This is a genomic window from Plantactinospora sp. WMMC1484, from assembly GCF_049315195.1.
Classification (GTDB): domain Bacteria; phylum Actinomycetota; class Actinomycetes; order Mycobacteriales; family Micromonosporaceae; genus Plantactinospora.
The window spans coordinates 3,149,285-3,164,256 of the sequence record NZ_CP186055.1; the positions used below are offsets into that span (position 1 = coordinate 3,149,285).

At 71.8% G+C, this 14,972-nt stretch carries 13 protein-coding genes and 1 tRNA gene; 7 read left to right on the forward strand and 7 right to left on the reverse strand.

What is annotated here, in order from left to right; translation table 11 throughout:
* Positions 1-54: 54 nt before the first annotated feature.
* Entirely contained in the window at positions 55-2,811 is a 2,757-nt protein-coding gene (gene aceE, locus ACN28C_RS13885; protein ID WP_422773881.1) for a pyruvate dehydrogenase (acetyl-transferring), homodimeric type, read from the reverse strand.
* A 236-nt stretch (positions 2,812-3,047) separates the two neighbouring features.
* Here aceE and ACN28C_RS13890 point away from each other — a divergent pair, with 236 nt between their 5' ends.
* Together ACN28C_RS13890 and ACN28C_RS13895 are read left to right on the forward strand one after the other, a co-directional pair.
* Positions 3,048-3,452 (forward strand): YjbQ family protein, encoded by a 405-nt coding sequence (locus ACN28C_RS13890; protein WP_422773882.1) that lies wholly within the window; start codon positions 3,048-3,050, stop codon positions 3,450-3,452.
* A gap of 86 nt (positions 3,453-3,538) precedes the next feature.
* Positions 3,539-5,233 carry a mucoidy inhibitor MuiA family protein gene (locus ACN28C_RS13895; protein WP_422773883.1) on the forward strand — a complete coding sequence of 565 codons (1,695 nt, stop codon included), beginning with the start codon at positions 3,539-3,541 and terminating at the stop codon, positions 5,231-5,233.
* Positions 5,234-5,280: 47 nt separating this feature from the next.
* Here the strand turns inward: ACN28C_RS13895 and ACN28C_RS13900 are convergent, their stop codons facing one another.
* The 4 genes from ACN28C_RS13900 to ACN28C_RS13915 form a co-directional block, all read right to left on the reverse strand.
* Complete coding sequence (locus ACN28C_RS13900; protein WP_422773884.1) at positions 5,281-6,933, reverse strand: alkaline phosphatase D family protein; 1,653 nt, start codon at positions 6,931-6,933, stop codon at positions 5,281-5,283.
* 168 nt (positions 6,934-7,101) lie between these two features.
* On the reverse strand, positions 7,102-7,899 hold the full coding sequence (locus tag ACN28C_RS13905) for an ABC transporter permease (RefSeq protein ID WP_422773885.1): 798 nt from the start codon (positions 7,897-7,899) through the stop codon (positions 7,102-7,104).
* Positions 7,886-8,797, reverse strand: a complete 912-nt coding sequence (locus ACN28C_RS13910) for an ABC transporter ATP-binding protein (protein ID WP_422773886.1) — start codon at positions 8,795-8,797, stop codon at positions 7,886-7,888. The genes ACN28C_RS13905 and ACN28C_RS13910 overlap by 14 nt, the downstream gene beginning before the upstream one ends.
* Complete coding sequence (locus ACN28C_RS13915) at positions 8,790-9,209, reverse strand: GbsR/MarR family transcriptional regulator (protein WP_422774655.1); 420 nt, start codon at positions 9,207-9,209, stop codon at positions 8,790-8,792. The genes ACN28C_RS13910 and ACN28C_RS13915 overlap by 8 nt, the downstream gene beginning before the upstream one ends.
* Positions 9,210-9,413: 204 nt before the next feature.
* Between ACN28C_RS13915 and ACN28C_RS13920 the strand changes: the two genes are divergently transcribed.
* From ACN28C_RS13920 to ACN28C_RS13940, 5 genes are all read left to right on the forward strand, one after another.
* On the forward strand, positions 9,414-11,903 hold the full coding sequence (locus ACN28C_RS13920) for a transketolase C-terminal domain-containing protein (protein ID WP_422773887.1): 2,490 nt from the start codon (positions 9,414-9,416) through the stop codon (positions 11,901-11,903).
* 110 nt (positions 11,904-12,013) lie between these two features.
* Positions 12,014-12,451, forward strand: coding sequence for a DUF3052 domain-containing protein (locus ACN28C_RS13925; protein ID WP_421494496.1), 438 nt, complete (start codon positions 12,014-12,016; stop codon positions 12,449-12,451).
* Between the two features lie 34 nt (positions 12,452-12,485).
* The gene (locus ACN28C_RS13930; RefSeq protein WP_422773888.1) at positions 12,486-12,950 is read left to right on the forward strand and encodes a peroxiredoxin; all 465 of its coding nucleotides are present in this window, start codon (positions 12,486-12,488) and stop codon (positions 12,948-12,950) included.
* Between the two features lie 74 nt (positions 12,951-13,024).
* Positions 13,025-13,096 (forward strand) — tRNA-Val (locus ACN28C_RS13935).
* 337 nt (positions 13,097-13,433) lie between these two features.
* Positions 13,434-14,132, forward strand: a complete 699-nt coding sequence (locus ACN28C_RS13940) for a DUF4142 domain-containing protein (protein ID WP_422773889.1) — start codon at positions 13,434-13,436, stop codon at positions 14,130-14,132.
* A gap of 94 nt (positions 14,133-14,226) precedes the next feature.
* On the opposite strand, the gene ACN28C_RS13945 is transcribed toward ACN28C_RS13940, so the two are convergent.
* Together ACN28C_RS13945 and ACN28C_RS13950 are read right to left on the reverse strand one after the other, a co-directional pair.
* Positions 14,227-14,436 (reverse strand): hypothetical protein, encoded by a 210-nt coding sequence (locus ACN28C_RS13945; protein ID WP_422773890.1) that lies wholly within the window; start codon positions 14,434-14,436, stop codon positions 14,227-14,229.
* Positions 14,437-14,495: 59 nt separating this feature from the next.
* Entirely contained in the window at positions 14,496-14,819 is a 324-nt protein-coding gene (locus ACN28C_RS13950; RefSeq protein ID WP_422773891.1) for a zinc ribbon domain-containing protein, read from the reverse strand.
* Between the last annotated feature and the right edge of the window lie 153 nt (positions 14,820-14,972).

Genomic DNA, 14,972 nt, shown 5'->3' on the forward strand with positions numbered 1-14,972 from the left:
CTGCGGCTGGCGGATCGACCGCCCCACGGGCCCGGATCGATCAGACCGGGACGGTCAGGAGTCCCCGCCGGTCTCGCCCACCGGGGCCGCCGCGATGTCGTCGATCGCGTACTTCTTGGCGGCCTCGGTCGGCACCGACGGCGGCACCGCGCCACCCCGGGCCAACTGGCGCAGCGCCGCGACGGTCACCGACTCGGCGTCCACGTGGAAGTGCCGGCGCAGCGCGTGCCGGGTGTCCGACAGCCCGAACCCGTCGGTGCCGAGCGAGGTGTAGTCGCCGGGAATCCACCGGGCGATCAGGTCGGGCACCGCGCGCATCCAGTCGCTGACCGCCACCACCGGCCCGTCGACGTCGGCCAGCTTCCGCTGGACGTAGGGCACCCGCGGTTCGTCGCCGGGGTGCAGGAGATTGTACTCCTCGCACTCCACCGCGTCCCGGCGCAGTTCCGTCCAGGAGGTGACCGACCAGACGTCCGCCGCCACGCCCCAGTCCTGGGCCAGCAGGTGCTGGGCCTTCAGCGCCCACTGCATGCCGGTGCCGGAGGCGAGGATGGCGGCCCGGGGTGCGGCGCCGCCGTCCGGACCGGAGACCGAGGGGGCCGGCGAATACCGGTAGATCCCCCTGACCAGCCCGTCCACGTCGAGATCCTGCGGCTCCGCGGGCTGCAGGATCGGCTCGTTGTAGACGGTCAGGTAGTAGAAGACGTTCTCCGGCTGCTCGCCGTACATCCGGTGCAGGCCGCTCTCGAAGATGTGCGCGATCTCGAAGGCGAACGCCGGGTCGTACGCCACCACGGCCGGGTTGGTCGCGGCGAGCAGGTGCGAGTGGCCGTCCTCGTGCTGCAGACCCTCGCCGTTGAGCGTGGTCCGGCCGGCGGTGGCACCGAGCACGAAGCCCCGGGCCATCTGGTCGGCCGCCGCCCAGAACGCGTCACCGGTGCGCTGGAAGCCGAACATCGAGTAGAAGATGTAGAGCGGGATCATCGGCTCGCCGTGCGTGGCGTACGCCGAGCCTGCGGCGGTGAACGAGGCGACCGAGCCGGCCTCGTTGATCCCCTCGTGCAGGATCTGCCCGCTGGTCGCCTCCTTGTAGGAGAGGAACAGCTCCCGGTCGACCGAGGTGTACTTCTGGCCGTGCGGGGAGTAGATCTTCTGGGTCGGGAAGAGCGAGTCCATCCCGAAGGTCCGCGCCTCGTCCGGGATGATCGGCACGAACCGCTTGCCGAACTCACGGTCCTTCATGACGTCCTTGAGCAGCCGGACGAAGGCCATGGTGGTGGCGACCTTCTGCTTGCCGGAGCCCTTCTTGACGTCGGCGAAACGCTCGCTGCCGGGCACCGGCAGGGGTGTCCACTCGGTGCGCCGGCTCGGCAGGTAGCCGCCGAGTTGCTGCCGCCGCTCCCGCAGGTATTCCATCTCCTCGGACTTCTCGCCCGGGTGGTAGTAGGGCGGAAGGTAGGGGTTGGCCTCCAGCGTCTCGTCCGGGATGTCCAGGTAGAGCCGGTCGCGGAAGCTCTTCAGGTCGTCCAGGGTGAGCTTCTTCATCTGGTGCGTGGCGTTGCGCGCCTCGAAGCTCGAACCGAGCGTCCAGCCCTTGATCGTCTTGGCCAGGATGACGGTCGGCTGCCCGGTGTGCTCGACCGCCGCCTTGTAGGCCGCGTAGAGCTTGCGGTAGTCGTGACCGCCCCGCTTGAGGTTCCAGATCTCGTCGTCGCTGAGCCCCTCGACCATCTTCCGGGTGCGCGGGTCGCGGCCGAAGAAGTGCTCCCGGACGTACGCCCCGGACTCCGCCTTGTAGGTCTGGTAGTCCCCGTCGGGCGTGGTGTTCATCAGGTTGACCAGCGCGCCGTCGGTGTCGGCGGCGAGCAGCGGGTCCCACTCCCGGCCCCAGACGACCTTGATCACGTTCCAGCCGGCACCCCGGAAGAACGCCTCCAGCTCCTGGATCACCTTGCCATTGCCGCGTACCGGACCGTCCAACCGCTGCAGGTTGCAGTTGATCACGAAGGTGAGGTTGTCGAGCTCCTCGCGGGCGGCCGCGCCGATCGCGCCGAGCGACTCGGGCTCGTCCATCTCGCCGTCGCCGAGGAACGCCCACACGTGCTGGTCGGAGGTGTCCCTGATGCCCCGGTGCTGCAGGTACCGGTTGAACCGGGCCTGGTAGATGGCGTTGATCCCGCCGAGCCCCATGGAGACGGTGGGGAACTCCCAGAAGTCCGGCATCAGCCGCGGGTGCGGGTACGACGGCAGCCCGCCGCCCGGGTGGGACAGCTCCTGCCGGAAGCCGTCGAGCTGGTCCTCGGTCAGCCGTCCCTCCAGGAACGCCCGCGCGTACATCCCGGGCGAGCCGTGGCCCTGGTAGAAGATCTGGTCGCCACCGCCCGGGTGGTTCTTGCCCCGGAAGAAGTGGTTGAAGCCGACCTCGTAGAGCGAGGCCGAGCTGGCGTAGGTGGAGATGTGCCCGCCCACACCGATCTCCGGCCGCTGCGCGCGGTGCACCAGCATCGCGGCGTTCCACCGGATGTACGCCCGGATCCGGCGCTCTATGTGCTCGTCACCCGGGAACCACGGTTCCTGCTCCGGAGGGATGGTGTTGAGGTAGTCGGTGGTGGTCAGGGGAGGCACCCCGACCTGGCGCTCCCTGGCCCGCTCCAGCAGGCGCAGCATGACGTAGCGGGCGCGTTTGGCACCGCGCTCGTCAATGACACCGTCGAGTGACTCGACCCACTCGCTGGTTTCTTCGGGGTCGATGTCCGGAAGCTGGCTCGGCAGGCCGTCGCTGATCACCGGGCGCTTGCGTTCCGTGGCCACAGGCGTTCCCTAGGTTGTGTGTGGGATAGGTCTCTAGCGCCATCCTGCCCCCTCATGCCGGGCTCCGTCACGTCTAGGGCGCGCAGAGGCGATGCGCGACACAGGTACCAATCGGTAACTTCACGGCAACACGCCGTTTCCGGCCTGGCGGCGGCCAGGGGTTAAGAGGGGGCCCTTCATATACCGAAAACGATAAGAAGGGGCCCTTCCTTGCCACTTCCGGCAGACTGGGCGACATGCAGAGTGAGGTGATCACGATCCAGACCGGGGCGCGGCCGGTGGTCCGGGACATCACCCGGGAGGCCGAGCGGTTCCTCGCGGATCGGGGTGACGGGTTGCTGCACGTCTTCGTGCCGCACGCCACCGCGGGGCTCGCGATCATCGAGACCGGTGCCGGCTCGGACGACGACCTGTTGACGGCGGTGGACGAGCTGCTCCCCACCGACGACCGGTGGCGACACCGGCACGGATCGCCGGGGCACGGGCGGGACCACGTGCTCCCCGCCTTCCTGCCGCCGTACGCGACGCTGCCGGTGCTGGGGGGTCGGCTCGCGCTCGGCACCTGGCAGTCGATCTGCCTGGTCGACCCGAACGGCGACAACTCCACCCGCCAGGTCCGGTTCTCCTTTCTGCCCGGCTGAGACCGGGAATCTTGCCGGCTGAGACCGGCAGCCTTCCGGCTCGAACCGACAGGGCCGCGGTGGCGGGGGATCGATAGCCTCGCCCGATGACGCCATCCCCGATCGACGCGCCGATCGTCGCCGTGACGGTCTATCCGGACCGGGCCAGGGTGACCCGCCGGACCGAGCTCCGCCTGCCGCCCGGAGAGCACCGGATCCGGATCGGACCGTTGCCGCTCGGCCTGCTCCGCGACTCGCTGCGGGTCGGCGGGCACGGCCCGGCGACGGTGCTCGGCGTGGACTCCTCGACCGAGGTCCGGCCCCGGGTCATCGACGGAGCCGCCGCCGAGCTCGCGCAGCGGCGCCGCGACCTGCACGCCGAGCTGGCGGAGCTGGCCGACGCGGAGACGGTCGAGGGGCAGCGCGCCGACTTCCTGACGATGCTCACCCAGCGGGCCGGCGCCAGCTACGCGCGGGCGCTGGCGGCCGGCGAGGCGTCGCCCGGCGACGTCGCCGGATTCGCCGAGTCGGTGGCCGAGCAGACCGCCGCGAGCCAGGCCCGGCGTCGGGAGCTGGGCCGCCGCCAGGAGGAGGCCCAGGAGCGGCTTGCCGCGCTCGAGCGGGAGATCGCCGCACTGGCCGCCCAGCGGTCGCCGGACCGGGTGATCGCCGAGGTGACCCTGCGGGTCGCGCCGGACGTGTCGGAGCCCGGCAGTGCCGCCGGCCCGGTCGCCGGGGACGCCGCCCCGGTCGGGGGTTCCGGCGGGGAGGCCGGGGACGCCGAGGTCCAGCTCGAACTGTCGTACGTGGTGGAGGGCGCGGGTTGGACCTCCTCGTACGACCTCCGGCTCGTCGACGACACCCTGACGCTCACCTGGTTCGGGCTGGTCACCCAGCGGACCGGGGAGGACTGGCCCGAGTGCGAGCTGCGGCTCTCCACCGCCCGCCCGGCGACCGGGACCACCCTGCCGGAGCTGGACCCGTGGTATCTCCGGCAGGCGGAGCCGGTGGTCCCGGTGGCGGAGCGGGAGGTCGGCCGGAGGCGTGCCGCCGGGCCGGTCGCCGCGAGCGCGGCAGGTGGCCCCTCGCGGCCACCGGGTGCCTCCGGCAGCGGCCCGGCGTTCGCTGCCGCGCCCCGCCCGAGGCCCAGGGTGGCGCAGCCGGCCGCCACCCTGACCCAGGGGGCGCAGGCCGCCACCTACGAGCCGGCCCGCCCGGTGGCCGTACCGGCGGACGGGGGTGCGCACCGGGCCGTGGTCGCCGTACTGGAACTCCCGGCCGCCCTCGACCACGTCACCGCGCCGGTCCGGGCGGCAGGGGTGCACCTGCGGGCCACCGCCGTCAACGGCTCCGCGCACACCCTGCTGCCCGGTCCCGCGTCGGTCTTCCACGGCGGTGACTTCGTCGGCGGCACGCGGCTGCCGACCTGGGCGCCGGGCGAGGAGGTCGAGTTGGCGCTCGGCCTCGACGACCGGATCCGGGTGAAGCGGGAGCTGATCCGGCGCAGCGACACGAAGGCCACGCTGGGCTCGACCCGGCGTCGCGAGGTCGAGTACCGGATCAGCGTGGCCAACCACACCCCCCGGCCGGCCCGGTTGACCGTGCTCGACCAGCTTCCGGTCTCGCAGAGCGACGGCATCACCGTCCGGGAGCTGCGGCTGGATCCGCAGCCGGACGAGCGGGCCGCGCTCGGCGAGCTGATCTGGCGGATGGAGCTGCCACCGGGCGGGTCACGGGAGATCGTCACCGGGTTGCGGGTCGAGCTGGCCAAGGGGGTCGAACTGCTCGGCTGGCGCGAATAGGGCCGGCGGCGACCCGACGGGACGGTCGGGCCGCCGCGGTAGGGGGCTCAGGGCCGGGCGTGCTCCCGGGCCGCGGTCTCGGCGGCCAGGTCCACCGTCGCCCGGGTGGTGGCGGTGGCCGGGTCCACCGGCCGGTCGTACGTCTGGTGCAGCCCCGGCACCCGGTCCTGCACCACGAACGACGCCCGGGTGTACGCCGGCGCGCCCGGCGTGGTGACGTACGGCAGCACCTTGAAGTCGGCCTGCAGCTCCCGGGGAGTGAACCTGGTCAGCACGTAGCCCCGCTGGTTGTTGTGGAACCGCAGGTGCGGGTTGTGCGGGAAGTACGGGTGGCTGCCGGTCACCGAGTCGGCGCCGTTGCCGCCGGAGGTGATCGACGAGCAGACCAGCTCGCTGCCGACCGTCCGGGAGGTCGGGTCGGCGTAGTCGAGCTTGAGGTCGTCGGCCCAGTGCGCGTGCACGTCACCGGTCAACACGACGGCGTTGCGCACCTTCGCCTCCACCCAGCCCCGGGTGACCCGGTCCCGGGATGCGACGTACCCGTCCCAGGCGTCCATCGAGCCGAATCGGGCCGGGCCGGCGTCGCTGTCCCGCTGGCCGAAGAAGACCTGCTGGCCGAGGACGTCCCAGCGGGCGTCGGAGCGGCGGAAGCCGTCGATCAGCCAGCGCTCCTGTTCCGCCCCGGTGATCGAGCGGGCCGGGTCGAAGGCGGCCGGGCAGTCCCGGTTGCCGTCCCCGCAGGCCTGGTCGTCCCGGTACTGCCGGGTGTCGAGCATGTGGAAGGTGACCAGCCGGCCCCAGCGGAGCCGGCGGTAGAGCTGCATGTCGATGCCGTGCGGGATGGAGGTGCGGCGCAGCGGCATGTTCTCGTAGTACGCCTGGAAGGCCGCCGCCCGCCGGGCCAGGAAGTCCGGCTGCGGGGTCTCGGGCCGCTCGTACACCTCGTCGGCCCAGTTGTTGTCGAGTTCGTGGTCGTCCCAGACCACCACCCAGGGCGCGACCTGGTGCGCGGCCTGCAGGTCCGGGTCGGACTTGTACTGGGCGTGCCGCTGCCGGTAGTTGGCCAGGGTGACCGTCTCCGGCCCCTCGTGGTCGCGCGGGTTCCCGCCCGGGATCGTGTACGAGTCCTTCGCGTACTCGTACTGGTAGTCGCCGAGGTGCAGGACGAGGTCCGGCTGCTCCTCGGCGAGGCGCCGGTAGGCGGTGAAGTAGCCGTGCTCGAACTGCGAGCAGGAGGCGAAGGCCATGGTCAGGGCACCGCCCAGCGTCCAGAGCGGCGGTGCGGTGCGGGTCCGGCCGACCGGCGAGGTGTGCCGCTCGGCGTGGAACCGGTAGAAGTACTCGCGTCCGGGGAGCAGGCCGTTCAGTTCGACGTGCACGGCGTGCCCGGACTGTGGCCGGGCCAGCGCGGTGCCGCGGCGTACGACGTGTCGGAACCGTTCGTCGGCGGCGAGTTCCCAGCGCACCGGCACGACCCGGTCCGGCATCCCGCCCATGCCGTCCTCGGCGAGCGGGGTCGGTGCCAGCCGGGTCCAGAGGACGAAGCCGTCGGAGTCCGGGTCGCCGGAGGCGACGCCGAGGGTGAACGGGTCGGCGGTCAGCGGCCGGGCGGCGGCGGCCGCGGCCGGCAGGCCGGTCACCGCGCCGGCGGCTCCGACGGCGGCGCCGGTGAGCAGGAGGGTACGGCGGGACAGGGCCATCGAGATCTCCCGGGGATCCGGTGGACAGGCTGGGAGCAGCCTGGCGAAGACCGGTTCCCCGGGTCGATCGTCCCGATAGCCACCTGCCGAACAGAAAGTAAAGAAAAGAGCTGGCTTGCCCGGTTACGGCGCAGACATCCTCGGCACCGTAACCGGGTCCGTGCTGGATCAGACCGCGACGTCTCGCCGGTTGAACGCCCAGGTGCCGGCGGCCACCAGCAGCGCCGAGGTGCCGAGCAGTAGCAGCGCGCCGCCGGCCTGGAACCCGTTGACCAGGGGCTGACCGCCTAGGTACCAGTGGAACGGGGAGAGTTCGGCCAGCCACTCCGCCCCCTCGACCTGTGGGAACACCGAGTTGGCCAGGTACGCCAGCACGGCCACCCCGGCGCTGACGCCGAGCGCGACGGCTCGCCGCCCGGTTGCCGCGCCGACCGCGTACGCCAGGGCGCCGAAGGTCGTGCCGAGCAGTGCGAGCTGGAGGCTGGCCGCGGCGAACTCGCCCGCGCTCACCCCGTCGAACTGGGCCGGCCCGGTCAGCGCCAACATCACCACCCAGAGCAGCACGGTGATGACGGCGAGCCCGACCAGCAGCGCGGCGAAGCGCTGCACCGCGAGCCTGACCCGCCCGACCGGATGCGCGAGGATCAGGTCGAGGGTGCCGGCCTCCTCGTCCCCGGCCACCGCCCGGGTGCCGGCGGCGATCGCGAAGACGGTGACCAGCAGCGGCACCAGCAGGCCGTAGACCGCGCTGCCGAGATAGCCGGCGGCGCTGGTGAGGTCGCTGTAGTTGAAGGCCTCCATCAGCCCTTCCGGATAGGCCTCCAGAGCCTCCTGCATCTCCGGGGCCTGCATGGTCGGCCAGAAGGCGGCGTACATGGCGGCGACGGCGGCGATCGCCAGGGCCCAGGAGAGCAGCGATCGCCGGCTGTCGACGAGGGCCTTGGTGAACGGATCACGCGGCAGCATGCTCGACCTCCCCGGTCGCGTAGTAGCCGAAGAAGAGCTCCTCCAGGTCGGGCTCTTCCGACAACAGGCTCACCACGGCGTGCCGGGAGGCCGCCTTGACCAACCCGTCCGCCCGGCCGTCCAGCCGGCAGCGCAGGGTGCCGCGCTCCAGGGTCGCGTCGCTGACCCCCGGCAGCTCGGCGAACTCGGCCAGCTCGACCGGATCGTCGAAGTGGATCTCCACTCGCCGGACCGCGCGTTCGCGCAGCTCCTCCACCCGTTCCACGGTGACCAGCCGGCCCTCCCGGACGATGCCGACCCGGTCGGCGGTCTGCTGCACCTCGCTCATCACGTGCGACGACATGAAGACCGTCTGCCCGGCGGCGCGGGCCTCGCGGACCAGCGCGACGAACTCCTGCTGCAGGAACGGGTCGAGCCCGCTGGTCGGCTCGTCGAGGATCAGCAGCTCGGGGGAGTGCATGAAGGCCTGCACGACCCCGACCTTCTGCCGGTTACCCCGGGAGAGGCTGCGGATCCGCCGGCCGAGGTCGAGGTCGAGCCGCTCGGCAAGTTCCTCGATCCGGGCGCGCGGCACCCCGCCGCGCAGGTTGGCCAGGTAGCCGAGGAGTTCCCGGCCGGTCTGCCGGCCGTCGACGACGAAGTCGCCGGCGAGGTAGCCGATCCGGCGCCGCAGCGCCACCCCGTGCTGGCGCGGGTCCTGACCGAGCACGCTGACCCGGCCGCTGGTCGGCCGGATGAGGTCGAGCAGCAGCCGGATCGTCGTGGACTTGCCGGCGCCGTTCGGACCGAGGAAGCCGTAGACCTCACCGGGCTCGACCCGCAGGTCCAGCCCGGCCAGGCCGCGACTGCGGCCGTAGCGCTTGACGAGTTGCTCGGTGCTGATGGCCGGTTCAGCCATCCGTTTCTCCCTTCCCGAGATATTCGGCCTTGAAGCGTTCGATGATGGCGGGCAACTCCCGTTCGGCGTACGCGTAGAAGTCGCGGGTGATCAGGGCCCGGGCGGCCCGGGGGGAGTCCTGGCCGCCGGCCACGGTCACGCCTCGGTCCATCAGCTCGCGGAACGTCCGGAACTTCGTGGTCTCGGCGACGCTGCGGATGATCGCGTCCGGGGCGACCTCGTAGGCGTGCCCGCGCCGGCCCGGCGCCGGGACCCGGCGGACGAAACCGCTGAGTTCCAGCACGCGCATCCCGGTGCTGACCGAGCCCCTGGAGAGGTCGAGTGCGGTCGCCAGCTCGCCGCTGGTCTGCTGCGGCGGGTCACAGATCAACAGCCAGCCGAGCAGCTTGCCGTAGGCCGGGGTCATGCCCATGGCGCCGAGGACGACGGCGGCCTCCTCGGCGTAGCGGCGCTCCGGGGAAAGTTCGGTCACCTGCGCTCCCGTTTCTGTCGAGCTGTTCGTTTCGACTGATCTGATTCGAACGTTCAAAGATTTCTGAACGTTGAGTCTAGACCAAGCTGCTGAGACCAGGACGGGCCGGGGTGTCTGAGTGGTCAGGGGTGGCCGGCGTCGGTAATGCTGTCGGACGTGACCACCCCCCAAGATCTCGACGAGCGGTTCCGGGAGGCGGTCGGCGCCATCGAGGTGCCGGCGTCCTCCGGTCGCGCGGCCGAGGAACCGGTCCGGGACGGCGGCACGCTCGACGGCCGTACCGCCCTGGAGCTCTTCGACGCCCAGCTCGTCAGCCGGCACCTGGATCTTGCGGCCCGCTGGCTGCGCAGCTTCGGCGAGGGGTTCTACACCATCGGCTCCGCCGGACACGAGGGCAACGCCGCGGTTGCGCTGGCGCTCCGGCCGACCGACCCGGCCCTACTGCATTACCGGTCCGGCGCCTTCTACTGCGCTCGCGTGGCCCAGGCGAAGGCCGGACAATCCACCGAAACCATCGAAACCACCGGGACTGGCGATCCGGCACACCGGGTCGGGGTCGCCGAACGGGTGGCCGAGGCGATGCGGGCTCCGGAGGGCAACGGGAGCGTGGGCGGGCGCCGGGACGGCGTCGACGGGGCGGGCGCCTCCGAAGCCGTCCTCGGCGCGGCCCGGGACGTCCTACGCGGCGTGGTGGCCTCCGCCGACGAGCCGATCGCCGGCGGCAGGCACAAGGTCTTCGGCAACGCCGCCGTCGCGGTCGTGCCGACCACCTCGACCATCGCCTCGCACCTGCCCCGGGCGGTCGGCATCGGCTTCGCGGTCGAACGGCTGCGCCGGCTCGGCGACGGGCGCGGGCGGCCGGGCGGACGCCGGGCGGCCGGCGGTGCGGCGCGGCAGCGCGGCGAGGCCGAGTCGGCCTGGCCGAGCGACGCGATCGTGCTCTGCTCCTTCGGCGACGCCTCGGTCAACCACGCCACCGCCGCCGCCGCGTTCAACACCGCCGGCTGGTGCGACCACACCGGCCTGCGCATTCCGGTGCTCTTCGTCTGCGAGGACAACGGGCTCGGAATCAGCGTGAAGTCTCCGGACGGCTGGGTGGCGCAGACGCTGCGCGCCAAGCCCGGCATCCGGTACTTCGCCGCGGACGGCTGCGACCTGGTCGAGACGTACGACGTGGCGGTCGAGGCGGCCGCCTGGGTGCGCCGGCACCGGCGCCCCGCCGTACTGCACCTCTCCACGGTGCGGCTGATGGGGCACGCCGGGGCGGACGCCGAGGTGGCGTACCGGACCGCCGCCGAGATCGCCCGGGACGTGCAGCGCGACCCGCTGGTGGCGACTGCCCGGCTGCTTGCCGGGGCCGGGCTGGCCACCCCGGAGGAGCTGATCGCCCGCTACGACGAGGTCGGCTGGCAGGTGCGCAAGGTCGCCGAGGAGGTGCTCGGCGAGCGCAAGCTGGCCAGCGCGGCGGACGTCGTGGCGCCGCTGGCGCCGAGGCGGCCGGTCCGGGTGGCCCGGGCGGTCACCGAGGCCGCCGGCCGGGCCGCCGGGCCGGCCGCGGCGGCCCGGAGCGCCGTCTTCGACGGCAAGCTGCCGGAGCAGGGTGGCCCGCTCACCCTGGCCCAGACCATCAACGCCGCGCTCGCCGACGGGCTGCTCGACTATCCGCAGCTGACCATCTTCGGCGAGGACGTGGCGGCCAAGGGCGGGGTCTACGGGGTCACCAAGGGGCTGCGGGACCGGTTTGGTGCTCCCCGGGTCTTCGACACGCTGCTGGACGAGACCTCGATCCTCGGGCTGGGCCTCGGCGCCGGGCTGAGCGGGATGCTGCCGGTGCCGGAGATCCAGTATCTGGCCTACCTGCACAACGCCGAGGACCAGCTCCGGGGCGAGGCGGCGACGATGCAGTACTTCTCCCGGGGCGCCTACCGCAATCCGATGGTGGTCCGGATCGCCGGGCTGGCGTACCAGGACGGGTTCGGCGGGCACTTCCACAACGACAACTCGCTGGCCGTACTCCGGGATGTGCCGGGCCTGGTGCTCGCGGTGCCGTCCCGGGCCGACGACGCCGCGCCGATGCTCCGCTCCTGCCTGGCCAGCGCGGCGGTCGACGGCAGCGTCTGCGTCTTCCTGGAGCCGATCGCGCTCTACCACACCCGCGATCTGCATACCGACGGCGACGACGAGTGGCTCGCGCCCTATCTCGGGCCGGGCGGCTGGACGGCCAGCCACGTACCGATCGGCCGGGGCCGGGTCTACGGCGTCGGCTCGGCCGAGGATGTCACGATCATCACGTTCGGTAACGGCGTACGGATGTCGTTGCGCGCGGCCGCCAAGCTGGCCGAGGAGGAGATCGGCACCCGCGTACTGGACCTGCGCTGGCTGGCTCCGCTGCCGGTCGCGGACATCATCCGGGAGGCCCAGGCGACCGGCCGGGTGCTGGTCGTGGACGAGACACGCCGCTCCGGTGGGGTTGGTGAGGGCGTGGTGGCGGCGCTGGTTGATGCCGGTTTTGTCGGCTCTGCCCGTAGGGTAGCTTCTATCGATACCTTCGTCCCGTTGGGTCCGGCTGCCCGTCATGTACTGGTCTCCGAGGAGGCCATTACCCAGGGTGCCCGGACGCTGCTGGCACGGTAAATTCCCTTCGACTCGGTGCGCCACTTGCGCGCGGCGGGACAACTGTGTGGACTTTGCGTCATCGGCGTCGCACCGGCGCCGCTGGCAGTGGAGATGAGGAGGCACGTGGAGTGAGCGCGACCGCTGGTCAGGCCGCCGACGGCGTACGGAGTCTGGCAGACCGGTTCGGCATCGAGCCGGGGATGGTCGTCATGGAGATGGGCTACGACGACGACGTCGACCAGGATCTCCGGGACGCCCTGACCGATCGCTGCGGAGAGCTGGTGGACGAGGACACCGACGAGGTCGTGGACTCGGTCCTGCTCTGGTATCGGGACGGCGACGGTGACCTGTTCGAACTGCTGGTCGACGCCCTCGGCCCGCTGGCCGACAACGGTGTGGTGTGGCTGCTGACGCCCAAGGCCGGACGGGAGGGCCACGTCGAGCCGAGTGAGGTCAGCGAGACGGCGGTCACCGCCGGCCTCCAACAGACGTCGACCCTGAACGCCGGCAAGGACTGGAGCGGAGCCCGGCTGGTCCTCCGGCGGGGAGCCAAGGCCAAGAAGTAACCCGGTCCGGTGCCGCACGACCAGGGAGCCCCGCATGCCGATCGACGTCGGCGCGCAAGCGCCGGACTTCGCGCTGAAGGACCAGAACAACCAGCTCGTACGCCTGGCGGACCTGCGGGGTCGCCGGGTCGTGTTGCTGGTCTTCTATCCGCTGGCGTTCACCGGCACCTGCCAGGGCGAGCTGGGTGAGGTGCAGGAGAACCTCCACGAATACCAGAACGGCGACGTCCAGGTGTTGACGGTCAGCGTCGACTCGGTCTACTCGCACAAGGTGTGGGCCGACCGGGAGGGCTACGGGTTCCCGCTGCTGGCCGACTTCTGGCCGCACGGGGCGGTGGCCCGGACGTACGGCGTCTTCAACGAGGCCGCGGGATGTGCCGACCGGGGCACGTTCGTCATCGACCGGGCCGGTACGGTGCGCTTCGCCGAGCTGAACCCGCCCGGCGAGCCACGCGACCAGGCAGGATGGCGTAAGGCCCTGGCCACGGCGCTGGTCTGAGCGAAGTGGGTGGAGCAGGCACCGGGGCGGCAGGGTAAGCTTGCCGCCGCCGGTAGGCTCCGCACGGGCACTCCGGGCGCGTAGCTCAGTGGGAGAGCACTCGCCTTACAAGCGAGGGGTCGCAGGTTCGAAACCTGCCGCGCCCACCGACCGACCCGACAGGTCGTCCCACCCTGGCGTGCGACCCCGCCCCGCCGCCTCGTGACGGGACGGGAACGCCGACCCACACCACAGCGCAGAACCACCGTCACCGTGCTGCCGGACCCGGTTACCAGCCCGCGCTGCGGGCTCCGCTCGGACCACCGCTACCCGCCGGTATAGGTTTCCTTTAAGTGTGGCCTAAGCTTCGCTCTCCTCGGCCGTCCGAGATTGACTCATGAGCGCGCCTCCCCATACGGTCCTGATCGATGGCTCCATTGCCACTTTGGCGCCGCTTCATGGGAGGTTGACTACGTGGCCACGGCCCGATCTGCGGTAAAGGCAATGCGCCGGACGGCTGCTCTGCTGACCGGCCTGATGGTCGGATTGCTCGTGCTGCCCGGGGTGGCGGTGGCCGCGCCGGTCGGGCCGACCCAGCTCGGCGCCGCCGACATGGCGCTGCTGAGCGGGGTCCGGCTGGCCGGGCTCTGGGAGATGCCGGCCGGGCAGATGGCGGCCGAGAAGGGCGACAGCGAACGGGTCCGGCAGATCGGCGCCGAGATCGCCAAGCAGCACGTGGAGTTGGACCAGCTCACCGTCGAGGCGGCCAACAAGTTGGGGGTCCAGCTGCCCACCGAGCCGACCGACCAGCAGAAGGGCTGGATCACGGAGATGACGAACGCGTCCGGGGCGCGGTTCGACCGGATTTTCGTGGACCGGCTGCGCGCCGCGCACGGCGCGATCTTCCCGGTCATCGGCGCGGTCCGGTCGGGTACCCGGAACGAGATCGTCCGCACGCTCGCCGAGCAGGCCAACGACTTCGTGATGAACCACATGATCCTGCTGGAGAGCACCGGCCTGGTGCGGTACGCCGAACTGCCCCCGGTGGTGGTCCCCGCGCCGGTGGACAACTCGCTCGCCGCCAACGCCAAGGCGAACGCGGAGTTCGGCGTCGGCCTGAACACGACGATCATCTGGGCGGTACTGCTCGGTGCGCTGGCGCTCGGCGGCATCGCCACCGTCCGGGTGTTCCGGGGCAAGTAACCAGCCCTCAGCGGGGCTGCCGAGGGCGGCCGTCGGATCGGCCGGCTGACTCGCCGCCACCGGACCGGTCCGCGCACGAGGCCGACGGGCCGGCTCAGGACGGGGCCGGCCCCCGCCACCGGTACAGCCACGGCGGCCCCTCGCCGAGGGCCGCCTCCAGTTCGTAGATGTCGGCGCGGGCGAGCCCGCCGTCGGCCAGGTGGTGGTGGGTGAGCGGCGGCCGGCCGTGTACGTCGAGGTCGACGATCACGCTGCCGCCGTCGCCCGCACCACCGACCAACGGGATCTCCGTGGTGGCCTCCATGTCGCCATCCTGCCGTCGGAGCCGTCCCCGGCGCAGCCGATCAGCCGTTGCCGCCCGGGTCACCGCCACTGGTAGTGCAGGTCGGCGAGCCCGACGCCGATGCTGACCCGGGCCAGTACCGAGGTGAGCAGGGCCTGCCGCTGCTCCGGCGGGATGTCGCGGGCGGCCGGAGCGTACGTCGACGCGACGTGCGCCCAGACGGTCTGCTCGGTCTGCTCGGCCGGCACCCAGGGGTGCGGGCACTGCCGGCGGGGGCAGCCGTAGTATCGCCGCCCGCTGGAGGAGAAGGAAGGGATCAGCAGTTCGCCGCACGGCCCGCAGGAGAGCAGTCCGCGGAGCAGGTAACGCCCTGGCGTGGCACGCTGCACGATGGGAAACTCCATGGTCACCACCTCGCCTCAGGACGCCGACACATCCATGCCTATCGTCATCTTGACCGTTGGTACGGCCGCCGGGGCGAAACTGTTCGATTCGTGACTGGGTAACGGCAGAAAGATTGTCAGAAACCCGCCGACCGGCCGCCGCTGTCGCCGCTG